Origin of the sequence: Rhodococcus sp. NPDC057529, from assembly GCF_042802055.1 — a bacterium.
GTDB lineage: Bacteria > Actinomycetota > Actinomycetes > Mycobacteriales > Mycobacteriaceae > Rhodococcus_F.
This window is the reverse complement of sequence record NZ_JBHVEY010000002.1, coordinates 35,154-57,179: the sequence shown is the minus strand read 5'-3', so window position 1 is coordinate 57,179 and position 22,026 is coordinate 35,154. Positions and strand designations below refer to the sequence as shown.

At 67.4% G+C, this 22,026-nt stretch carries 20 protein-coding genes and 1 pseudogene; 11 read left to right on the top strand and 10 right to left on the bottom strand.

Going from position 1 to position 22,026, the window contains the following annotated elements; all coding sequences use genetic code 11:
- Position 1 precedes the first annotated feature (1 nt).
- The 6 genes and pseudogenes from ACFU5V_RS03425 to ACFU5V_RS03400 all read left to right on the top strand — a co-directional run bounded on the left by ACFU5V_RS03425 (position 2) and on the right by ACFU5V_RS03400 (position 6,385).
- On the top strand, positions 2 to 1,228 hold the full coding sequence (locus tag ACFU5V_RS03425; protein WP_378696861.1) for an NAD(P)/FAD-dependent oxidoreductase: 1,227 nt from the start codon (positions 2 to 4) through the stop codon (positions 1,226 to 1,228).
- 33 nt (positions 1,229 to 1,261) lie between these two features.
- Positions 1,262 to 2,263: a hypothetical protein gene (locus ACFU5V_RS03420; RefSeq protein ID WP_378434557.1), complete on the top strand. Its 1,002-nt coding sequence runs from the start codon at positions 1,262 to 1,264 to the stop codon at positions 2,261 to 2,263.
- A 43-nt stretch (positions 2,264 to 2,306) separates the two neighbouring features.
- Positions 2,307 to 3,074, top strand: a pseudogene (locus ACFU5V_RS03415) (alcohol dehydrogenase catalytic domain-containing protein); the annotation flags it as partial.
- A gap of 170 nt (positions 3,075 to 3,244) precedes the next feature.
- On the top strand, positions 3,245 to 4,156 hold the full coding sequence (locus ACFU5V_RS03410; RefSeq protein WP_378696859.1) for a polyphosphate polymerase domain-containing protein: 912 nt from the start codon (positions 3,245 to 3,247) through the stop codon (positions 4,154 to 4,156).
- 64 nt (positions 4,157 to 4,220) lie between these two features.
- A complete protein-coding gene (locus ACFU5V_RS03405; protein WP_378434553.1) occupies positions 4,221 to 4,898 on the top strand; it encodes a DUF4956 domain-containing protein in 678 nt (225 codons plus the stop codon).
- Positions 4,898 to 6,385 (top strand): CotH kinase family protein, encoded by a 1,488-nt coding sequence (locus tag ACFU5V_RS03400; protein WP_378696857.1) that lies wholly within the window; start codon positions 4,898 to 4,900, stop codon positions 6,383 to 6,385. The genes ACFU5V_RS03405 and ACFU5V_RS03400 overlap by 1 nt, the downstream gene beginning before the upstream one ends.
- A 3-nt stretch (positions 6,386 to 6,388) precedes the next feature.
- Here the strand turns inward: ACFU5V_RS03400 and ACFU5V_RS03395 are convergent, their stop codons facing one another.
- From ACFU5V_RS03395 to ACFU5V_RS03385, 3 genes are all read right to left on the bottom strand, one after another.
- The gene (locus tag ACFU5V_RS03395) at positions 6,389 to 6,580 is read right to left on the bottom strand and encodes a S4 domain-containing protein (protein WP_378696855.1); all 192 of its coding nucleotides are present in this window, start codon (positions 6,578 to 6,580) and stop codon (positions 6,389 to 6,391) included.
- Between the two features lie 101 nt (positions 6,581 to 6,681).
- Positions 6,682 to 7,482: an SDR family NAD(P)-dependent oxidoreductase gene (locus tag ACFU5V_RS03390; RefSeq protein ID WP_378696853.1), complete on the bottom strand. Its 801-nt coding sequence runs from the start codon at positions 7,480 to 7,482 to the stop codon at positions 6,682 to 6,684.
- Between the two features lie 17 nt (positions 7,483 to 7,499).
- Positions 7,500 to 8,498 (bottom strand): sugar phosphate isomerase/epimerase family protein, encoded by a 999-nt coding sequence (locus tag ACFU5V_RS03385; RefSeq protein ID WP_378697561.1) that lies wholly within the window; start codon positions 8,496 to 8,498, stop codon positions 7,500 to 7,502.
- 224 nt (positions 8,499 to 8,722) lie between these two features.
- On the opposite strand from ACFU5V_RS03385, the gene ACFU5V_RS03380 reads away from it, so the two are divergent.
- On the top strand, positions 8,723 to 9,727 hold the full coding sequence (locus ACFU5V_RS03380) for a LacI family DNA-binding transcriptional regulator (protein ID WP_378696851.1): 1,005 nt from the start codon (positions 8,723 to 8,725) through the stop codon (positions 9,725 to 9,727).
- On the opposite strand, the gene ACFU5V_RS03375 is transcribed toward ACFU5V_RS03380, so the two are convergent.
- The 4 genes from ACFU5V_RS03375 to ACFU5V_RS03360 form a co-directional block, all read right to left on the bottom strand.
- A complete protein-coding gene (locus ACFU5V_RS03375; protein ID WP_378696849.1) occupies positions 9,685 to 10,746 on the bottom strand; it encodes a LacI family DNA-binding transcriptional regulator in 1,062 nt (353 codons plus the stop codon). The two genes, ACFU5V_RS03380 and ACFU5V_RS03375, sit on opposite strands and share 43 nt — an antisense overlap.
- A gap of 175 nt (positions 10,747 to 10,921) precedes the next feature.
- Complete coding sequence (locus ACFU5V_RS03370) at positions 10,922 to 11,611, bottom strand: GntR family transcriptional regulator (RefSeq protein ID WP_378696847.1); 690 nt, start codon at positions 11,609 to 11,611, stop codon at positions 10,922 to 10,924.
- 216 nt (positions 11,612 to 11,827) lie between these two features.
- The gene (locus tag ACFU5V_RS03365; protein ID WP_378697559.1) at positions 11,828 to 12,301 is read right to left on the bottom strand and encodes an acyl-CoA thioesterase; all 474 of its coding nucleotides are present in this window, start codon (positions 12,299 to 12,301) and stop codon (positions 11,828 to 11,830) included.
- A gap of 28 nt (positions 12,302 to 12,329) precedes the next feature.
- Entirely contained in the window at positions 12,330 to 14,228 is a 1,899-nt protein-coding gene (locus tag ACFU5V_RS03360; protein ID WP_378696845.1) for an APC family permease, read from the bottom strand.
- Positions 14,229 to 14,544: 316 nt separating this feature from the next.
- Between ACFU5V_RS03360 and ACFU5V_RS03355 the strand changes: the two genes are divergently transcribed.
- The 4 genes from ACFU5V_RS03355 (at position 14,545) to ACFU5V_RS03340 (ending at position 18,717) form a co-directional block, all read left to right on the top strand.
- Entirely contained in the window at positions 14,545 to 15,966 is a 1,422-nt protein-coding gene (locus tag ACFU5V_RS03355) for an MFS transporter (protein ID WP_378696843.1), read from the top strand.
- A 10-nt stretch (positions 15,967 to 15,976) separates the two neighbouring features.
- Positions 15,977 to 16,315, top strand: a complete 339-nt coding sequence (locus tag ACFU5V_RS03350; protein ID WP_378696841.1) for a putative quinol monooxygenase — start codon at positions 15,977 to 15,979, stop codon at positions 16,313 to 16,315.
- Positions 16,312 to 17,541, top strand: a complete 1,230-nt coding sequence (locus ACFU5V_RS03345; protein WP_378696839.1) for an amidohydrolase family protein — start codon at positions 16,312 to 16,314, stop codon at positions 17,539 to 17,541. Before ACFU5V_RS03350 ends, ACFU5V_RS03345 begins: the two co-directional genes overlap by 4 nt.
- A 255-nt stretch (positions 17,542 to 17,796) precedes the next feature.
- Entirely contained in the window at positions 17,797 to 18,717 is a 921-nt protein-coding gene (locus ACFU5V_RS03340; RefSeq protein ID WP_378696837.1) for a DMT family transporter, read from the top strand.
- A 95-nt stretch (positions 18,718 to 18,812) separates the two neighbouring features.
- Here ACFU5V_RS03340 and ACFU5V_RS03335 read toward each other — a convergent pair whose 3' ends face one another.
- The 3 genes from ACFU5V_RS03335 to ACFU5V_RS03325 all read right to left on the bottom strand — a co-directional run bounded on the left by ACFU5V_RS03335 (position 18,813) and on the right by ACFU5V_RS03325 (position 21,900).
- A complete protein-coding gene (locus ACFU5V_RS03335) occupies positions 18,813 to 20,333 on the bottom strand; it encodes an aldehyde dehydrogenase (NADP(+)) (protein WP_378696835.1) in 1,521 nt (506 codons plus the stop codon).
- Positions 20,334 to 20,416: 83 nt separating this feature from the next.
- Positions 20,417 to 20,920, bottom strand: coding sequence for a hypothetical protein (locus ACFU5V_RS03330; RefSeq protein WP_378696834.1), 504 nt, complete (start codon positions 20,918 to 20,920; stop codon positions 20,417 to 20,419).
- 29 nt (positions 20,921 to 20,949) lie between these two features.
- Positions 20,950 to 21,900, bottom strand: a complete 951-nt coding sequence (locus ACFU5V_RS03325; RefSeq protein ID WP_378696832.1) for an ornithine cyclodeaminase family protein — start codon at positions 21,898 to 21,900, stop codon at positions 20,950 to 20,952.
- Positions 21,901 to 22,026 lie beyond the last annotated feature (126 nt).

The window sequence follows — 22,026 nt, the reverse complement described above, 5'->3', positions numbered from 1 at the left end:
CATGCGCGCCATGGTGATCGTCGGCGCCGGCGAATGCGGCGCCCGGGCCGCTGCCGCGTTGCGTGAGGCCGGGTGGGACGGCCGGATCGAATTGATCGGCGCCGAAAGGCACCTGCCGTACGAGCGGCCACCGTTGTCCAAGGCGACCCTGCTCGCGGACCTCGACCCGGTGCCGGTGTCCATCTACGACGAGGCCGCGCTGCGGGACCTCGACATCGTGCATCGCACCGGCGTCGAGGTCACCGACCTCGACCGCGACCACCGAGAAGTCGTTCTCGCCGATGGCGGGCGCATCGACTACGAACGTGTGCTGCTGGCCACCGGGGCGACGCCACGGAAGCTGCCGATGGCCGCCGGCTTCGACCGGGCCCACACCCTCCGCACCCACGACGACGCCCTCCGGCTGCGTGCCGGGCTCCGCTCGGCCGACCGGGTGACGGTTATCGGTGGCGGCTTCATCGGGCTCGAACTCGCTGCCGCCGCACGCTCCCTCGGCTGCGCGGTCACCGTCCTCGAGGTCGCCGACCGCCTCCTCGGCCGTGCGGTGCCCGCGCAGGTCGCCGACCGCGTCCACGCCCGACATGTCGAGGCCGGGGTCACGGTCCGGTGCGGCGTCACCCTCACCGAGATCACCGAGTCCGAGACCGGCACCACCGTCACGCTCGGCGACGGCGACCTCATCACCTCCGATGTCCTCGTGGTCGGCATCGGCGCCGTTCCCGAGACGGCGCTCGCCGACAAGACGGGACTGCAGGTCGACAACGGCATCGTGGTCGATCATCGCCTCACCACGTCGGACCCGCGGATTTTCGCCGCAGGCGACTGCTGCTCCTTCCCCCACCCTCTCTACGACGGCCGCCGGATCCGCCTCGAGGCCTGGCGCAACGCCCAGGACCAGGCCGTCGTCGCCGCCCACAACATGGTCGGCGGCGACCGGACCTACGACGCAGTCCCCTGGTTCTGGTCCGATCAATACGATCTCAGCCTGCAGGTCGCCGGGCTGCCGGCCGAGGCCGCCGCCGAGGTCGTGCGGTCCCGTCCCGACGGGGTCAGCATCCGCTACGGGCTCGACACCACGGGCCGACTCGTCTCGGCGGCCGCCGTCGGCATCGGAAACAGCGTGGCCAGGGACATCCGCCTGGCCGACATGGCCATCGCGAGGCGGGTCGTCGCCGACCCGGTGGCGCTCGCCGACCCGACGGTCAACCTCAAACAGTTCCTGCGCTGACACCCACCGCCCCGACACCGGAGGACCATTCTCTTGCCGACCCCGCTGCGCACCCGCCTCGACCTCACCGCACTCGCCATCGGTGACACCCCACTCCGCTGGACCCGAGTGCCCACCGGGCACGACGGCGGCACCGGCTGGCTCCATTCGGGCATCGCCGCCCTTCCCGACGGCTCGCTGCTGGTCGCCCATCCCGAGGGCCGCGACCTGATCCGCATCGACGACAGCGGAGACAGCACGCGCATCACCACTGCCCTGACGGAGATGCACTGCCTCACCGTCGCGAACACCACGGACGGCGCACTCGTGGTGTGGGCCGCCGACAACGGGCACCGCTTCGTCCACGACACCCCGGACTACGGTGAAATCCACGCGCCCGGAAGGGTGGTCGCTCTCGACCTCGACGGACACGTGGTGCGCGAACTCGACGACCCCGACGCCTCCCGGCCGTGGAGCCCGACCTCCGTCGCCCTCGTCGACGCGGACGACCCCGGCAGCGACATCTGGGTCGCCGACGGCTACGGGCAGAGCCTGATCCACCGCTACTCGGCGGACGGCGTCCTGCTCGCCACTGTCGACGGCACCGAGTCGGGGACACGCTTCGACTGCCCGCACGGCATCCTGATCCGGTCCGAGGGCACCGAGAAAAGGCTCTACGTCGCCGACCGATCGAACCGCCGCATCGTCGTCTTCGGTCTCGACGGCACCTACCTGCGCACCCTCGCCGCCGACGTGGTCGACAGCCCGTCCAGCATGGTCGACTACCGTGGACACCTCGTCGTCACCGAATTGTTCGGCGCACTGGCCATATTCGACGGTGACGACTACCTCGGTCACATCGGGTCGTCTCCGCGTGACCGGAACGAACCCGGCTGGCCCAACCGCATCGACGACACCGGGCAGACCGTCGCACCCCGACTCCGCGACGGATCGTTCAACAGCCCGCACGGCATCACCGTCCGCGACGATGCCCTTTACCTGACCGAATGGATGATCGGCGGCCGCATCGTCCGCCTGGGCCCCGCGGCCCACTGATACACCACCGTCTCCCTCGGATCCCGAACGAAGGAACACGGCAGTGGCGTCGAACCGAGCAGTCACCTACATCGGCCCCGGCACGGTCGAGGTCCGCGGCCGCACCACTGCCCCCGAGGGTCTGGTCCTCGGCCACGAAATCACCGGCGAAGTCGTGGAAGTCGGCCGCGATGTCGAATTCGTCGAGATCGGCGACCTGTGCTCGGTGCCGTTCGACATCGCCTGCGGACGCTGTCGCAACTGCAAGTTCGGCAGGATCGGGATCTGCCTGAATGTGAACCCCGACCGGCCCGGGTCGGCGTACGGATACGTCGACATGGGTGGTTGGGTCGGCGGTCAGGCCGAGTACGTCATGGTCCCCTACGCCGACTTCAACCTGCTGAAATTTCCCGACCGCGATCAAGCGATGGAGAAGATTCTCGACCTGACCATGTTGTCGGACATCTTCCCCACCGGATTCCACGGCGCCGTGACCGCCGGGGTCCGTCCGGGGTCGACCGTCTACATCGCGGGCGCCGGACCCGTCGGTCTCGCCGCAGCGGTCGCCGCCCAGCTGCTCGGGGCCGCCGTGGTCATCGTGGCCGACATGAACGCCGACCGGCTCGCACAAGCCCGCTCGTTCGGCTGCCAGACCGTCGACGTCGACGCCGTCGGCTTCGAGGCCAAAGGACATGGCGCCGAAGCGGACCGGGAGCAACCCGCCACCGTCCTGAACTCACTGATGGACATCACCGCCGCCGGAGGCAGCATCGGCATCCCCGGCCTGTACGTGACCGGCCACCCCGCACCCGGCGCCTTCCCTGCGGCGGCGCCGTAGCGGTCCACTCCGCCTCGCGCCGCGACAACCAGCGCGGACTTTACCTACCCTTTGCCAGCTACTTGCCAGGTTCAGTGCATTGTTCCTCGAGGTTAGTCGGGTGAACTGATGCCGTTCATGCAGAGTTCACCCGAGTGGTGCGCAGAGGGTAGAGGGGCGGCTTCATGGGTGTGTTCGAGCGTTTCCGCAGACCGTCGGCGGAGAGCAGTCATCGACCCGACGACGTCCCCACGACTCCGACCGGTTATCAGCAGACCGCCAGTAGGCTGCATGCGTTCAACCGGTACGAGATCAAGTACTTCGTCGACGAGCTGGAGGTGCCCGAGCTGCGTCGGGAACTGGCGGCGCGGATGGACGCCGACCCCTACTCTCCGCACGGGGGATACCCGGTGACCTCGCTGTATTACGACACCCCGGATCTGCGTTTCTATTGGGAGAAGATCGAGGGGTTGAAGTTCCGGCGGAAGCTGCGGTTGCGGCTGTACGGATCGCCGGCCGACTGCACGGACGAGACTCCGGTGCAGATCGAGATCAAGCAGCGAGTCAATCGCGTGACGCAGAAGCGGCGGATCGCCCTGCCCTACGGTCAGGCGCAGCGGTGGCTCAACGGCCGGCAGGAGATCGACTGCCATCCGACGCAGCGCTCCTTCGTCAACGAGGTGACGACAATGATCGGCAACCTCGACCTGCGGCCGGTGGTGACGACAGGGTATCTGCGGGAGGCCTTCGTCGGCCGTGACGCCGACCTGGGTTTGCGGGTGACGATCGACCACAAGGTGCACGGGCGCGACCGGGACTTCCACTTCGCCTCCGGTGCACCGAACCGGTTCAGCATTCCGCCGAAGCTGGCCGTCGTCGAACTCAAGGCCAACGAGCGGGTGCCGTACTGGGCGACGGACCTGACTGCGCGCCTGGACATGTCGGTCATCCGGGTGTCGAAGTACTGCCAGTCCGTCGAGGCGTTCGGGCTGGCCCCGCGGTCGCGGATGGGGGCACCCGAGCTGGTGCTGCCGGATGGCTTCGACGATCGTGCGCCTGCCGAACTCCTGAACGATCAGGCCCCGGCGGGGCGCTGACCTTCCAGGTGCCTCCGCCCAGGGCGGGCCGGAGTGCCTTCACCTCTATCGAAACAGGATCACAATGAACTTCGACCTGCAGGATCTGAGCGGGACGTTCACGACGTTCGACATCATCGTGTCGTTGTCGTTGTCGTTCGTCCTCTCGGCCATCATCGCGTGGGTGTACCGGTACACCCACAAGAACGTCTCCTACAGTCAGTCCTACGTGCAGACTCTGGTGCTGTGCGGCATGATCATCACCCTGATCATGCTGGTGGTCGGCTCCAACATCGCCCGCGCATTCGCCCTGGTCGGGGCCCTGTCGGTGATCCGATTCCGCAACGCCATCAAGGAAACCCGCGACGTCGGGTTCATCTTCCTGGTGATGGCGATCGGCATGACCACCGGCACCCGCTTCTACGTGCTGGCGATCGCCGCGACCGTCGCGATCTGCCTGGTGATGCTGATCATGTACAAGTTCAACTGGTTCAAGCTCGACGTGCAGCGTCAGGTGGTCAAGGTCCAGGTTCCGCCGGAGCAGGAGTACACCTCCCTCGTCGAGGATGTGCTGATCGAGTACTGCACCGAGTTCGAATTGGTCTCGACCGAAGCGGTGAGGTCCGGGGCGCTCAACGAGCTGTACTACACAGCGCAGCTGAAGAAGAACAAGAAACCCACCGAGTTGATCTCCGCCCTCAGCGGAGTCAACACGGGTCAGCGTGTGACCGTCCTGACCGGATACGACCAGACGGACATCTGATGGACGAGACGACCACCGCCGCCGCCGGACCACCGAAGCGCCGACTCCGGCACCGGATCCCGACGTCGCTGCGCCAACACTGGAAGCTGGCCGCGGTGTTCGTCGCGTTCGTCACCTTCATGGCGACGGTGTTCGGCGCCAACCGAATTCACCCCTACATCACCGGTGATGCCACCGTCATCGCCTCGGAGATCACCGAGAACATCACCGGCACCGTTGATCTGTTCGACAGCACCGTCGGTCACGAGTTGACGATCGACATCACCGACGCCGAGTACGACGAGATGATCTCCGCCTACCGGGACAACGGCGAGAAGAAGTGGGTGAACGCCACGATCACCATCGACGGCACCACCATCACCGATGCCGAGGTGAGACTCAAAGGCAATTCGACGTTGATGGGCCTCCGCGGGGACGGCGCCGGCCCGCCCGGTGGAATGCAACCACCCGAGGGGATGGAGATGCCGCAGGACGGGCAGTTGCCCGAAGGATTCGATCCGGCGGCCGCCATGGGCGGGATGACCGCGATCTCCGAGGACGATCCGACGTCTCTGCCGTTGCTGATCAGCTTCGACAGGAACGCCGAAGGCCGCGCATACCAGGGCATGACCGAACTGTCCGTGCGCCCGGGCACCCCGGTCCTCAACGAGGCGATGGCGTTGTCGTTGACCGCGGAGACCGGGCAGCCGTCGCAGCGCTACGCCTACACCGTGTACTCGATCGGGGACAGGGCCACCGCGACGCGTCTGGTGCTCGAGCACCCGGACGAGTCGTACGCGAACTCGCTGTTCGACTCCGACGGGTACCTGTACAAGGCAGACGCCAACTCCCGATTCACCTACGTCGGTGACGATCAGGCCGACTACACCGACCAGTTCAAGCAACTCAACGCCGCCGGCACCGGCGACGTCCAGCCCATCATCAACTTCCTGAAATGGTTGGACTCGGCCGACGACGAGGAGTTCGACGCCCACCTCGGCGACTGGGTCGATGTCGACTCCTTCGCCCGCTACCTGGCCACGCAGAACCTGCTCGTCAACGGCGACGACATGTCCGGCCCCGGTCAGAACTACTACCTCTGGTACGACCTGGACACCGAGAAGATCTCCGTCATCTCCTGGGACCTGAACCTGGCCATGAACGGTGACGCGACCACCGGGCCGGACCAGGCCGTCACGATGGGCGGCATGGGACGCGGTCCGGGTGCCGGCAACGATCCGGCGAGGTCGCCGGCCGGAATGGGGAACTCCCTGAAGACACGGTTCCTGGCCTCCGACGCGTTCGACGCGAGCTACCAGGCCGCGTACTGGGATTTGTACGAAGAGATGTACGGCAGCGGCCGCGCCCTCGAACTGCTCGACACCGTCTCGGCGTCCATCCCGACCAGTGACGGCCTCACCGCCGACGCACTGCGGGAGAAGGTCGAGTCCATGCGCACCTGGATCGACCAGCGCACCACCGCACTCGCCGAAGCGCGCGATCGGTAGTTCTCAGAACACTGTGGTGCACAGGTACTGATCGAGTGCGACCGAATCGTCGGGGCCGACGAGCCGCCGCGGATTCTGCACCGGCAATCCGTTGACGAGGACCAATCCCTCCATCACGTACGCCATTGCCTGCTGCTCGGTGGTGACCGATCCCTGCTCGGCGAGAACGACGTGAACCGGACGCAGTGCGCTCATATCCGCAGCATCGTCCGCGACGATGTCGGCAGACCGGCGCCACGTCGACCGGGGGGCGACAAGTCGGTGAACATTCGTCGCACCCCCGAGTGGCATGACCGCTATTGGTACCGAATCGGCCGCAGGGGACGTGGAGTCCCCGATGACGCGGTGATGCCGCCGTCGACGGGGATGATCGCGCCCGTGATGTAGCCCGCATCCGGGCCGGCGAGGTACAACGCCAGTCGTGCAACATCTTCCGGCACACCCGCGCGGTCCATCGGCACGCGGTTCATCAACGCGTTCGAGAACTCGACGTCGTCGAGTCGGGACCGGGTCTGTTTGGTTGCGATGAAACCGGGGGCGATCGCATTGACTCGTATCCCCCGGCCACCGAGGTCCAACGCCAGACTCTGCACCATGGTGTTGACGCCGCCTTTGGTTGCGTTGTAAGCGAACTGGCCCCAGTCGCCACCGAGTCCCGCAACCGACGAGATCGCGATCAGGTTGCCGGCCGTGGTCTCCAGTGCCGGCACCGTCGCGCGTGCGACATGGATGAACCCGTCGAGGTTGACCGAGCACATTCGTTCCCATGCCTGGTGGTCGAATTCGTCGATGCCACTCGGCTCGCTCAGCCCGGCATTGTTCACCACGACGTCGATCCGGCCGAAACGGTCGAGTATCGACCGAACAGCGCGGTCGACCTCGGCCTGCACGGTCACATCGGTCGGGACCACCAGGCTGCGGTCGGCAGGGAACCGCGCAACCGTGTCGTGGAGCGCCTCGGGCGAGCGCCCCAGCAGACAGACTGTCGCGCCCTGCTCGAGGAATGCGACGGCGATCTGCCGGCCGATGCCCGATCCGGCCCCGGTCACCACCACCACGCGGCCGTCGTACGGGTATGTCGCCCAGCCGATTGTCACCGTCGCCCTCCCCTTCGTCAGATTCCGGCCGACTTCTTGGCCGCCAAGAGGGTGTCGGTCGCGATCCGCAGTCCCTCGAGTGCGCTGTATGCGGTGTCCTCGTGCTCGATGTTGACGGCCATGTCGGGATCGACCTTGTACAGGGCGGTGAGGAAGCGACTCCAGAAGTCCACGTCGTGTCCGTTGCCGACGGCGACGAAGTCCCACGCCGAGTCCTCGGGCCACTTGTTGACGACGTGCTTGCCGCCGAGCCCGGTCGGATTCTGGTCCGCGGGAATGCGCGTGAAGCGATCGTCGAGGACTCCGTAGATCTCGCAGTTCTCGTTGATGCGAGTGTCCTTCGCTGCCGCATGGTAGACGAGCGGGCCGAGCCACTCGATCGCCTTCACGGGGTCGATGCCCTGCCAGAACAGGTGCGACGGGTCCATCTCGGCGCCGACATTGGTGGCACCGATCTTGTCGACCAGGCGCTTCATCGTCGGCGGGTTGAACACGAGATTCTGGGGGTGCATCTCGATGGCGACCTTGACGCCGTTCTCCCGGGCGAGCGCGTCGATCTCCGTCCAGAACGGGACCGCGACCTCGTCCCACTGGTAGTCCTGCGAATCGAGGTAGCCCGAGTCCCAGGTATTGACGTGCCAGGCCGGCCACTGACCGCCGGCATGTGCGGCGGGCAGACCCGACATGGTGACGACCCGGTCGATGCCGAGCAGTCCGGCGACCTTGATGGAGTTACGCAGGTCGTCGGCGTCTTCCGGGCCGACCTCGGGATCGGGATGCAGCGGGTTGCCGTTGCAGTTCAGGCCGGCGATCGACACGCCCGTTCCCTCGAACACGGCGAGGTACTCGGCGGGAGCGACTCTGCCGGACAGCAGATCGGCCACCGGGATGTGGACGGGAGGCAGGAATCCGCCCGAGTTGATCTCGATGCCCTCCAGACCGAGGGACGCGATGGTCTCCAGGGCCTCGGGCAGGCTCTTGTCGTGAAGGATCGCGTTGTAGACGCCGAGCTTCATCATTTCTTCCTTCGTCGCGGTTGCACTGAACTGATCGATCACCGGGCGCCGGTAGGACGATGTGCCCACGAAACGGGTGTGGTTAGATCGGTCTACTTAAGCGCTTCAGTAGCCTACTATCGGCCACATCACACCCCGCGGTCAAGCCCGTGACGAAATGAATCACCGGAGCGGCACGAACAAGGAGATCGACCATCGACGAGCGCACCCCACGACGAACGACGATGCAGGACATCGCCGATCGCGCCGGCGTCTCGAAAGCGCTGGTGTCGATGGTCTTCCGCAACGTCGCCGGCCCCAGCGAAGCCACTCGGAACCGCGTGACGGAGATAGCCGACGAGCTCGGCTACCGCCACAACCGTGCCGCCGCCCTCCTGTCCCTGCGCCGCACCAGACTGATCGGCGTCATGGCCGAGATCGGAAACTCGTTCCACACGGAGTTGGTCGACTTTCTCGTCGACGACGCGGAACGAGCCGGATACGACGTGGTGCTCGGACCCGTGACCGCCACACGCACCCAGGCCCGGGCCGTCGACATGCTGCTCGAGTTCCAATGCGAAGCGCTCGTCCTGCTCGGACCGCAACTCGACGCCGCCATGCTCCGCGCGATCGACGAACGCGCGCCGGTGGTCAGCGTGGGGCGCCGCCTACCCGGGACGACCGTCGATACGATTCGGACCGCCGACGGTCGAGGAGTCGGGATGATCGTCGATCACCTTGTCGCACTGGGACACACAGACATCATCCATGCTTCGGGCAGTGGCGCGATCGGCGCGGACCGGGCATCCGGCTACACCCGGGCGATGAACCGCCACGGGCTGGAACCGCAGATCGTCGTCAGCGGCTTCACCGAAATGGCGGGCGCCGCCACCGCGGCGCTGCTGGATCGCGACGAGCTACCGTCCGCTGTGGTGTGCGTCAACGACCGCTGCGCGATCGGACTGCTGGACGCGATCCAGAAGGACGGGATCGACGTTCCGGGCGACATGTCGATCACCGGATACGACGACTCCCAGCTGGCGCAATTGACGCACATCGCGTTGACGTCGGTGAGCCAGGATCCGCGCGAACAGGCCAGGCGGGCGGTGGCGGCCGTGCTGGAACGGCTCGACGACGGACGGACCGAACCCGTATCGGTGGTCCTCCGGCCACGCCTCAGCCTGCGGTCGACGACAGGCCCGGCGCCTCATCGCTCGAGAACGCGCCGACGGAGAGCGCGCTCGCGCTGAGCGGACCGGGCACGTCCGGTGCTCCCCCGCACGATCAACCGCGGTTCGACGACGACATCGGTAGCGGCCGCGGTGTCGTCCTCGAGCCGCCGCACCGCGAAGTCGACCGCGTTCTCGGCCAGCTGATCGACGTCCTGACGAACCGTGGTCAGGTCGATGCGCGACAGATGCGCGATCTCGCTGTCGTCGTAACCCACGACCGACACGTCACGGGGGACGTCGACACCCGCCCGGTCCAGGGAGTCCATCAGTCCCAGCGCACACCGGTCGTTACCCGCCAGGACTGCGGTCGGAAGGACACCCACCTCGAGCATCAGGCGTCCCGCCGCCACTCCCGCGGCCTCGGTGTGGAGTCCCGGAATCACCCGAGTGAACTCCGCCAGGCCACGCTCGTACATCGCCGCGACGTAGGCGTCGCTTCGCGCGGCCGCGCCCGGCGACGAGCCTCCGCCGATGTGATGGATGACGCGGTGCCCGAGGTCGGCGAGATGATCGACCGACTGCCGGATACCGCTGTCGTCGGCACTGCGCACGGTGTCGAATACGCTCGGCCGCATCGGCTTTCCCACCACCACCACGACGGCGCGGTCCTCGAGTTCGTCGAGGTACTCCTGGCCCGAACTCGGCCCCAGGAGGATCAGACCTTCGCACCGATGACTGAGCATCGATTCGATCGCCTCGACCTCGTTGCGCCCCGGTGCGCTCGCCGACAACAGCACCTCGTACCCCGCCGCCTTCGCGACCGGGTAGATCCTCGTGACCAGCTCGGCCTGGAATGGCTGCTGGACGTCGAGCAGCACCCCCAGCGTTCGACTGCGTCCGCGGGCCAGCAATCGTGCCGCACTGTCCGGTTTGTACCCGAGTTCCGCAGCGACCTCCAGCACGCGCCGGCGTGTTTCCTCCCCCGCTCCGGGCTTTCCACGCATCACGAACGAGACCAGGGTGCGGGACACTCCCGCCCGTGCAGCGACGTCGTCCATCGTGGGCTTTCGTGCGCGCGCCGCGCCTTGTGCACGCATGGAACCAGCATTGTTCACGGCATCCCCCCGTCGAATCGCCCGAAGGCACGGTCCGGCTCGATTGCGTCCGGGGTCGGAGCGGTCTTCCAGCGCGCTTGCACGTCCGCAGCCTACTGTCGGCCGGGAAGGACCTCGCGCCGGCGGTGCCGTGAACGGTCGCCGCCGTATCCGCTTCTCAGGTGGGGTCGGAGTCCTTGTCGGCCCAGATTCCGCGTACATGCCCGATGTGCCGGCGCATGAGATCTTCGGCGCCGTCGGCATCGTGGGCGGCGATCAGGTCGAGAAGTTCCGCGTGTTCATGGGAGGAGGGAATCAGGTCGCCGCGTTCGGCGAGGGTTTTGAGACCGTAGATCCGGGAGCGGGCGCGCAACGATCGAACGGTTTCGACCAACTGCGGGTTTCCGGACAGCGCGAGCAGTCCGGAGTGGAATTCGAGATCGATGGTGACGTGCGCGATGAGGTCACCCTCGACCGCGGCCTTCTCGATGCCGAGCGCCAGGGGCCGCAATGCCTCGAGCGCCTCCGTGGGGGCGCCGACCTCGGCGATTCGTCGCACAGTCGGGACCTCGATCAACCGGCGCAATGCAGTCAGGTTGTCGAGTTCTTCCTCGGAGAGCTCCCGCACCCGGAAGCCCTTGTTACGGACGACTTCGATCAGACCTTCCTTGGCGAGGTCGATCATGGCCTCGCGAACCGGAGTGGGCGAGACACCGAATTGCTCTGCAAGCACCGGCGCGGAATGGACCTGCCCGGGTCGGAGTTCACCGGAGATGACGGCACCCCGGAGGGTTTCGATGATCTCTTCTCGCATGTTGCGTCGAGGTGCGAACGCGGCCAGAACAGGAGCTGAAATGCTCGTGGACATGCTTCCTCCTGATTGACCGGTGGGCGTCGCTCGACGCATGCAGATCGGTGGGGTGCACGGGTGCGTTTCCCACGTGATTTCGTTCTGCTGATCATACCAGGAGCAATGCAATGTTACATGGCATTATGCGTGCGGTGTGGCATGCGACATTTCTCCGTGTGACTGCCCCCGCCCCTCCGGAGGGTGGGCGGGGGCAGTCACCGGCAAGAGCAGCTGTCAGACCGGTGCGGGATCGGCCCCGAGTGCGTCCTTGGGTTGCTGGTGGGCGGCGAGATCTCGGAACGCCCGGCGTCGGCGGCGGGCCGATTGGTAGCGCTGGTGTGCGACATCGTCGGCGGGAACCAGTTCCGGGACAGCGGTGGGCCGGCCCTGCTCGTCGACGGCCACCATGGTGAAGTAGGAACTGTTGGTGTGCCGGGTGTTTCCGGTGTTGATGTTCTCGGTCTCGACCCGGATGCCGACCTCCATGGAGGTGCGGCCGGTGTAGTTCACCGAGGCCGAGAAGGTGACCAGTTCACCGACGTGGATGGGCTCGCGGAAGATGACTCGGTCGACCGAGATGGTCACCACGTAGGACCGCGCGTACTTGCTCGCGCAGGCGTAGGCGACCTGATCGAGCAGTTTGAGTAGCGCTCCGCCGTGAACGTTTCCGGAGAAGTTGCTCATGTCGGGGGTCATCAGTACGGACATCGACAGTGCGTGCGGTCCCGCCGCCACGTCAGACCTTCTGCTCTTGCAGCGATTCGTCACCGTGCTCGCGACCTGCGGCGAGTTCCTTCTCCGAGCGCAGCACGGCGAGGATCTCCTCGGTCTCGAAACCGCTGCGGGTGGCCCAGACTGCGCTGACGAGACCGGCGGCGACGACGAGCAGCGCGGTCCAGAGGTCGCCGAGGATCTTCTCGTGTCCGTTGGTGGTGTCGGTGAGGTAGGCGGCGATCATGGCGAACAGCAGGGAGACCGGCATCCATACCGCGGCGGCGACTTGCCGCTTGCCGTCGGCGTTGCCGGCGATCCACATGACCAGGAGGGTGAGGAGGACGGCGGCGACGAACAGGGTGATGAACGTCCAGTCGCCGAGGGTGCCTTCCCGTTTGGTGGTGCCGACGGTGAGGATCCATCCGCCGGCCCAGGCCAGCGTGATCCAGGCGGTGGTGAAGACGATCGCGATGGTGTAGCCGACCGTGTGACTGAACCAGCCGAGGCGGGGTCCGATGTAGGCGGCGGCGATGGGCAGGGCGAAGAAGAAGATGGTGAGCAGGTTGGTCAGGGTCCACCAGCCGGCGAAGTAGATCACCAGCAGGGATGCGGCGTGCGCGAGTCCGCACAGCAGTCCGGCGGCGGGCAGCCGGATCGGCCGGGTCAGGTCGGGGGCGGTGCGGCGCAGCACCATCACCAGCGGGCTGCCGATCAGGTAGCTGACGATCAGGGCAGTGGAGACCAGGCCGACCATCTGGTACCAGCTCGGGGCCGGGAAGAGGAACAGCAGGCTGACGATCAGGCACAGGAGCATCGACACCCAGGGCACGCCGAAGCGGTTGAGGCGCTGGAAGATCGTCGGGAGCGCGCCGTTGACGGAGTTGGCGTAGGTGGTGCGGCCGGAGATTCCGGCGAAGGTCAGACCGGTCACCGCGGGGGCGGCGACCGCGTCCATGAGCAGGATGGTCCCGAACCAGGCGAAGCCGGCCACCGCGAGGGCGTCGACCAGTGGGGATGCGGCCCAGTTGCTTTCGCTCAGCCCCTGCCAGTCGCCGGGCGTCAGGCCCAGGCTCGTCCAGTCCATCGCTCCGAGGAACCCGACCTGCAGGGCGAGGTAGATCACCAGCGGAATCAACAGGCCGCCCACAACGATGGCGATCGGCAGGTGTTTGCGGGGGTTCGCGGACTCACCGCCGAAGTCGGCGATGACGCGAATGGCGTTGAAGGCGAACACGACGCCGCCGGCAGTCATGGCGTGGAAGATCGACGATCCCCCGTAGGGCGCGAAGCCGCCGAAGTCGGTGAAATTCTCCGACTTGAACGAGAAGAACAGCAGGATGGCCACGACGATCGGGATGACGATCTTCCACAGCGACAACCAGGCGCTGGTCTTCGCCAGCACTTTCACGCCGAAGACGTTGAGCAGGAAGAAGACTGCGATCAGCAGGACCGCGGCGAGGATCCCGTTGGGCCAGGTGAGCATGGTGACACCGTCGACGACGTGCAGCAGTCCCAGCCCGGGGAACTGCCCGCCGAGGTAGGTCAGTGCGGCGAGCGCCTCGATCGGCGGGAGGGTGATGCACGCAATCATGTATCCCCACCCGTTCATCCAGCTCAGCAGGGAGCCGTGGGTGAATTGCGGGCCCCGCACGCTGATGCCCGTACGGGGCAGCGCGGTCGAGGCCTCGAGCCACGGGATGGCCATGATCGTGAAGATCAGGCCGCCGAAGATCCAGGTGACGACGGCGGCGGGGCCGGCAAGGCCGGCGGTGGCCAGCGGCGCGAGCAGCCAGGACGCTCCGATCTGCACGGTGACCGCGATGGCGATCAGCTGCCACAGACCGATTTTTCTCTGTAGGTGGGCGTCGGACTGCTCGAAGTCACCGAGGGCGATGTCGGGTGGGGTGTGCGATGGCGTCATGGTCTTCCTCGGGGTGTGGCACATCCGGTGGTGTGCGCGGGGACATGACGGTTCTCGGCGCCGATGCCTGGGGTAGGACCGTGCCGGGGCCGCCTGCGAGGGGTGGATGGTGCGGCGGCGGGCGATCTCGACCAGCGCTTCCCGAGGCCGGGTACGCAGCCGATCCGCCCTTCCACACCTCCCATTCCTAGGAGTACCATGTCACACGTCACATTATCCAGACCCTTCACGGAAGTTGCCTAGTTTTCACCTCAAACAATGTGATGTGTGACATTGTATCGGTGCCATTGGGCGACCCCTGAGGTTGGAGAAACACATGGAAACCACACCATCGGTCGGCGCGCAGTCGAAGCGTGCCACGATGTCATCCGGTGAACTGGCGGCTCGACTCGATCGGCTGCCCCTGTCCCGGTTTCACTACAAACTGCTCTTCGCCGGCGGTCTCGGCTACACCTTCGATGCGATGGACGGCGCGATCGTCGCGTTCATCCTCCCGTCGGTGCGCGAGGAATGGGGACTGTCGACCGGGCTGACCGGAATCCTCGGTAGCAGCCTGCTGATCGGATTCCTCATCGGCGCTCTCGGTGCCGGCATCCTCGGCGACAAGATCGGCCGCAAGAAGGTCATGGTGACCGCGCTGATCATCTATTGCATCGCCAGCGTCATCGCCGCGTTCTCCCCCAATTTCTGGGTGCTGTTCGGCGCCCGGGTGGTCGCCGGCATCGGCACCGGAGCCGAGAGCGCGATCATCGCCCCCTACCTGTCGGAGTTCGTCCCCTCCCGCCTGCGCGGCCGGTACATCGGTTCGCTGGCCGCGTTCTTCTCGTTCGGCTACATCATGGCCGCGTTGCTGGGCTACTTCATCGTCAGCGAGTTCGATCACGGGTGGCGGTACGTGCAGCTGATCACCGCGGTCCCGATCCTGCTGGTGCTGTGGTGGCGGCGCAGCCTGCCCGAGTCCCCGCGGTTCCTGCACGTGCACGGCCGCAAGGAGGAAGCGGCGGCGATCGTCACCGCCATCGAGGAGGACGTGCAGGCGCGCACCGGCAAGCCGCTGCCGCCGCCGCCCGCGACGGCTCCCGACCCGGACGTGGTCGTCTCCGCCGGAAACGTCGCCGACAACCTGAAGGCGCTCTTCCGCGGCGGCCTGCGCAAGACCACCTTCACCGCGTGGATTTACTGGTTCGTGGCGATCTTCACCTTCTACGGCTTCTTCACCTGGATTCCGTCGTTACTGGTGGAGCGCGGTTTCGACATCTCGAAGAGCTTCATGTTCGCGATCTTGATCTACATCGCGCAAACCCCCGGGTACTTCTCGGCCGCGTGGGTCAGCGAGATGATGGAGCGCAAGTGGGCGATCGTGCTGTACCTGTCCGGAGCAGCGGCCGCCGCCACGGGCATGGCGTTCGCCGACTCCGCCACCTCCATCGTGGTCTGGGGAATGCTGTTGTCGTTCTTCATGAACGGCAATGCCGCCCTCGAGTACTCCTACACCTCGGAGATCTACCCGACCATGATCCGCACCACCGGCCTGGGAGTGGCCTCGGCGGTCGGGCGCATCGGCGGCATCATCGCGCCGATCGCGATCGGCTTCTCCTACGGCAGCGTCGGCTTCGCCGGGGTGTTCGTGATGCTGCTCGTACTGCTCGCCCTCGGCGCGACGGTGGTCGCCGTCTTCGGACAGCGCACCACCGGAAAATCCCTCGAGTCGATCGGCCAGAACACCGTCAACCGGTAAGGAGCCAGTGATGATCACCTGTACCGCGCGGATGCGATTCCGCCCCGAGACCGTCGACACTGCGCTGGCGTTGTTCACCGACGTCATCCCAGCCACCAGGGCCGAGCCCGGCTGTGACTTCTACGAGTTCTACCGGGACATCGAAGACCCCCTGGTCATCATGTCGGTCCAGCGGTGGGACGACCTCGAGGCACTGATCTGGCATTCGACCACCCCTCAGGGTCGCCGGGTCGGCGAAGAGATGCCCGCCCTGACCACCGAGACCGCCGACATCCGTGTCCACGTCGGGGCGAGGGTCCTCGAATGGCCACTGTCGGACGAACGCAAGAAGGAGTTGATCGGCCGATGACCACCCCCACGAAAGACCTGACCATCCGACACGTCTCGGCGGTGCACCCCGCCGACGCCACCGTGATCGCTGATCAGCGGATCCGCATCGTGACGGGCCGGATCACCGACATCGGAGCCGACGACAACACACCGATCCTGCCCGGGGAATTCGACGGCACCGGGGCGTTCGCGCTGCCCGGCCTGATCGACTGCCACGTGCACGTCAATGCCGTCACCGCCTCACTCGGTGCGGTCGCCGACATGTCCCCCGCCTACGTCACCGCGCAGGCGGCCGGCATCCTGCGCGGGATGCTGGCCCGGGGGTTCACCACGGTCCGCGATGTGGGCGGCGCCGACTTCGGCATCGCCGCGGCGGTCGACGACGGACTGCTGCCCGGACCACGGATCATCTTCGGCGGCAAGGCGTTGTCGCAGACCGGTGGTCACGGGGATCTGCGCCCGGCCGGTCGCGACGTGCACGACCTGCATTACGCGTTGCCGGTGCTCGGCCGGGTGTGCGACGGCATTGCCGAGGTCCGCCGGGCCGCGCGCGACGAGATTCGGCGCGGCGCAAGCCACATCAAGATCATGATCTCGGGCGGATGCGCGAGCCCGACGGACCGGGTGGATTCCCTGCAGTTCTCCGACGAGGAACTCACCGCGATCGTCGCCGAGGCGCACGCCGCCAACATCTACTGCGCCGGCCACGCCTACACCGCGGCCGCGGTCAATCGGGGTCTGAGGTTCGGGGTGCGCACCATCGAACACGGCAACCTCCTCGACGACACCTCGATCGAGCTGTTCTTGGCACACGACGCGTTCTACGTGCCGACGCTGGCCACCTACGTCGCCCAGGTCGAGGACGGGCAGACCCTCGGACTCGATCCCGGGCAGCTGACGAAGATCCGGTCGGTGGTCGACGACGGATTCCGGGCGTTGGCGCTGGCCGATGGGGCGGGGGTGAAGATCGCCTTCGGCACGGATCTGCTCGGCGAGATGCACGAGCGTCAGTCCGAGGAGTTCGCGTTGCGGGCGAAAGTCCAGTCGCCGCAGGCGATCGTGCGCTCGGCCACGACGACGGCGGCGGAGTTGCTGCGCCGGGCAGGCGAACTCGGGGTGCTCGCCGAGGGGGCGTACGGCGATATCGTGCTCACCCGAGCAAACCCCTACGACGACCTCGGGGTGCTGGCCAGACCGGATACCGGCGTCCTCGCCGTGATCAAGTCCGGTGTGCTCACCGGATAGGACACGGCGACGGCGGCGATCGGGCCGGGCGGGTGTTGCGGGCTGCAACGAACACCTTCCCGGCCCGATCGTCATCTCGCCCGCTCCGACTTCGGCACCGTGTCGAGTCTCGACCGGACCGGCGCGAGCGCGACCATACCCACACTGTTCTACACCCGAAGAACCATTGACTTTCCTACCTGTTCGGAGTTTGCAGAATTGATGTATGCGACGGAGTTACATTCGCGTCCCGGTATTTTCACACGATTCCTGCCCTTGGCGGACGGCGTCGATCCGAGGTTGATTGTGCTGCTGGGCGCGGCCGCGACGTCGCTGACCGGAAGCTTGATCAAGTTGTCCGGGGTGAGCCCGGCGACCTCGACGTTCTTCCGCTGCGCCATCGCCGCTCCGTTCCTGGGGGTGCTGGCGTGGCGGGAGTTCCGCCGGCATGGCGGCATCTCGCTGAAGGTGCTGGCGGGCCAGGTCCTCGGTGGGGCCATGCTCGGTGCCGACTTCGCGTTGTGGGCGCACTCGATCTCGATGATCGGCGCCGGTATCTCCACCGTCGTGGCCAATGTCCAGGTGGTCGTCGTGCCGATCCTGGCGTGGCTGTTCTTCCGCGAGCCGGTGCCGATGCGATTCGTGGTGGCGGTGCCGTTCCTGTTCGCCGGGGTCGCCCTGGCTGGAGGCATGCTCGGCGGTAGTGGGGCCGGGGACCAGTTGCTGCTCGGCACGGTGCTGGCGCTGGCCGCGGGCGGCGCCTACGGGGTCTACCTGTTTCTCAGCGGCCGGGCCGGGGCGGCGCACCGGGCTTCCTCACAGGTGTTCGTCTCCACCGTCGCCGCCGGTGTGGTCGGCACCGCCGTCGGGTCGTTATGGGGCACCATCGATCTCACCCCCGGGTGGGCGGCGTTCGGTTGGCTGGCGGCGCTGGCGCTGGCCAGTCAGGTCGTCGGGTGGGTGCTGATCGGGGCGGCGCTGCCCCGGCTGTCGGCCGAGGTCGGGGCCACGTTGCTGCTCGCGCAGCCGGTCACGGCGCTCGTGATCGCGATGGTCGTCCTCGGTGAGCGCCCCGGCCCCGCCCAACTCGCCGGGTGTGCGGTGGTGGTGGCCGCGGTGTGGATGGTCACCCGGCGGCCCATGTCCCCGCGGCGCGTGACTGCCTCGTCGGCAACGGATCCGGTGCAGAACCCGTAGGCCCTGTGGTGGGCGGGGTCGGCAACGACGGCGGCGCCGGGCACCCCTGGGGATGTCCGGCGCCGCCGCGGGTCAGTTTTGTCTGTGAGGCTCGGTCAGTGCGCGGCCTGCAGGACCCCGTCGATGCGGCGGGGGATCTGGGTGAAGCCGTCGCGCAGTTCTTCGGGCAGTACCGCTTCCGGGGCGTCCTGGAAGGTGACCGGTCGCAGGAACCGGCGGATGGCGGTGGCGCCGACGGAGGTGTGGATCGAGTTGGTCGAGGGCCACGGTCCGCCGTGCGTCTGCGCCCAGGAGACCGCGACACCGGTGGGGAAGCCGTTGAAGATCACTCGGCCGGCGCGCGGTTCGACGACGGCGAGCAGCTGGCCGGCCAGCTCCGTCTCGCCGGATCCGATGTGCAGGGTGGCGGTCAGCGCGTGGTGGAGCGTGTCCAGGGCGCGGGTGACGTCCTTGGTTGCCGATCCGGCGTCGTAGCGGACCACGACGGTGACGGGGCCGAAGATCTCGTCGACCAGCCCAGTGGTGAGGTCGTCGACATCGGTCTCGAACAGCTTCGAGGCCACCGCGTACCCGGCCTCGGCGGGGTGCCCGGCGGTGGCGTGGGTGATTTCGCCGCGGGTGCCGAGCGTGTCGGTGTCGGTGGTGTAGGAGTCGAAGATGCGCTTGTTGAGCAGGATCTGGGCGGGCACCTCGGCCACGGCCGCGCGGGCGGCGGCGACGAGCCGGTCCCCGTCGGGACCGGTGGGCACCAGGACCAGGCCGGGTTTGGTGCACAGCTGACCGGATCCGACGGTGATCGAGGCGATCAGTCCGCGGCCGATGTCCTCACCGCGCTCGGCGGCCGCGGCGGCGGTCACGATCACCGGGTTGATACTGCTCAGCTCGCCGTAGAACGGGATCGGTTCCGGGCGGGCGTTGATGATCTCGAGCAGGGCCTTGCCGCCGGAGAGCGACCCGGTGAACCCGACGGCCGTGATGGCCTCGTGTGCCACCAGGTCGGCGCCGCCCTGGGTGCCGAAGACGATGCCGAAGGTGCCCGCGGGTGCGCCGGCGGCCGTGGCGGCGTCGCGCAGGATCTCGAAGGACAGCAGTGAGGTGGCCGGGTGCGATCCGTGGGCCTTGACGATCACCGGCGAGCCCGCGGCGACGGCCGAGGCGGTGTCGCCGCCGAGGACGGAGAAGGCGAACGGGAAGTTGCTGGCCCCGAAGACGGCGACCGGGCCTACCGGCACCAGCAGTCGGCGCAGGTCCGGGCGCGGTCCCATGCCGGTGTCGGCGGCCGGGTCGATCGTCGCCTCCAGGTAGCCGCCGTCACGGACGACGTCGGCGAAGAACCGGAACTGGAAGACGGTTCGGGTCAGCTCACCGCCGAGTTTGGTGTCGTTGAAGCCGGTCTCGCGCGAGGCGGTGGCGATCAGGTCGTCGCGGCGCGATTCGACCGCGGCCGCGAGGGCGTCGAGCAATTCGGCCCGGAATCCGCGGCCGAGACGGCGCAGCTCGGTGAATGCGGCCGCCGCTGCAGTAGCGAGCTGGTCTACCTGCTCGGGCGTGGTGGTGTCGGCGACAGGGTCGAGGGTGGTTCCGGTGCGGGGATCGGTTCCGGCGATGGTGGCCATGATGTCCTTTCGAAAGTCGAGGTCAGGCAGAGTCGTCGATGCCGGGTTCGTTCAGCCAGGTGACGACGTCGGCGCAGGGTGCGTCAGGTGGTCTGCAGCGCCAGTTCGCCGCGCCGAGGGTAGGCGGTGATCAGGGTGATGGTGCGCTCGCGCAACGCCAGATGATGCATGCTGTAGCCGCCGAAGACGGTGAGCTGACTTTGCCGGGCGGTGCCGTCGAGCAGCACGGGGGATTCGAAGCGCGGCACCCGGGCCAGGGCCAGTTGCAGGTCCTCGACGAACCCGGCCTGCTCGTCCCAGGGCACGTCCGGGGTGTTGTCGAGGACGAACCGGGCCAGCGCCGTGGTGGGCAGTTCCGGTGGCGAATCTGTGCTGGAGCGGAAGCCGGTGCGGATGCGGGCGACCGGTCCGGAGGTGCCGTACGTAAGTTCCACCGCAGTCAGGGTCCCGTTGGTGGTTTCGGTCGACGAGGTGAGCCGGGTGTCGGCGGGTGGGTTCACCGCGATGGTGAACCCGGAGCCGACGTCGGCCCGCAGCAGCTCGAGGGCGTAGTCGTGCGCGGTCCCGGCGGCGACGGTCAGGGTCATGGTGGTTCTCCTCGGAGCGGTCCGGTCGGTCAGTGGGCGAGCTCGGCGGCGACGGCCTCGGCGACCACCACGTCTTCCCAGGACATGCCGGAGCTCTTGAAGAAGACGGCGCGATCGCCGCGGAGCTCGACATCACCGCGGACGACGTCTTTCATCGGGATCACCGTGTCCGCGGTCAGAGCGGATTCGGCGATGGCCATGATGACGTCGCCGCCCTCACGCAGTGCGGTGTCGACATCCTCGACGACGACCTGGGCGCGCGCACACAGGGCGGCGTCGACCTCGCGGCGGTCGGCGTCGTGGGAGCCGACGGCGATGACGATGACGTCGTCCTTGCTGGTGCGGGAGTCGAACAGTGGCTCTCCGGATCCGGTCGCGCAGACGATGACGTCGGCGCGGCGGACCGCGTCGTCGGCCTCAGGTGAGCCGGCCCGCACCACCCGAGGATTGGTTCCGGGCAGCCCGATCGCGTCGACCGGGCTGCGCAGGACGTAGGTGACCGAGGCGACGGTTCGGGTGCCGCGGACGACGGCGGTGATGGTCTCGACGTGGCCGGTGCCCTGCGGTCCGGCGCCGAACACGGTCACGTGCAGCGGCGCCGAGCCGCGCAGCAGGGCGGGTTTGACGGCGGCGATCGAGACGGCCGGTGTGCGCAGCGTGGTCAGGGCGGTTCCGTCTAACAGCGCCCGCGGGGTGAGGGTTTCTGCGTCGAAGAGCACGTAGACGGCCTGGATGCGGGCCAGTCCGCGAGCGGGGTTGCCGGGGGCGACGGTGGCGATCTTGACACCGACGCCGGTCGGAGACTGGGACGGCATGACCAGCAGCTGACCGTGTGCGACGTCGAGGATGCTGCGCTGAAAGTCCGTGGCCGGATCGAATCCCGCGCGCAGCGCCTCTTCGAGCGCTCGGACGGCCCCGGCAGGGCTGAGAGCGTCGAAGACGGTACGGGCGGAGATGAAGTCGATCGACGTGGTGGTCACGGTCGTACCTTTCCTCGTGTGCGGTGCGCGACCCGGCAGGTAGCCGCAGCGTGGTGTCCGTGTGCGGCGGCGTGACAGGGGTGACCTGTTACGGCTCCGTTCGAGTTCGTCGGTGGGACCCCAGTT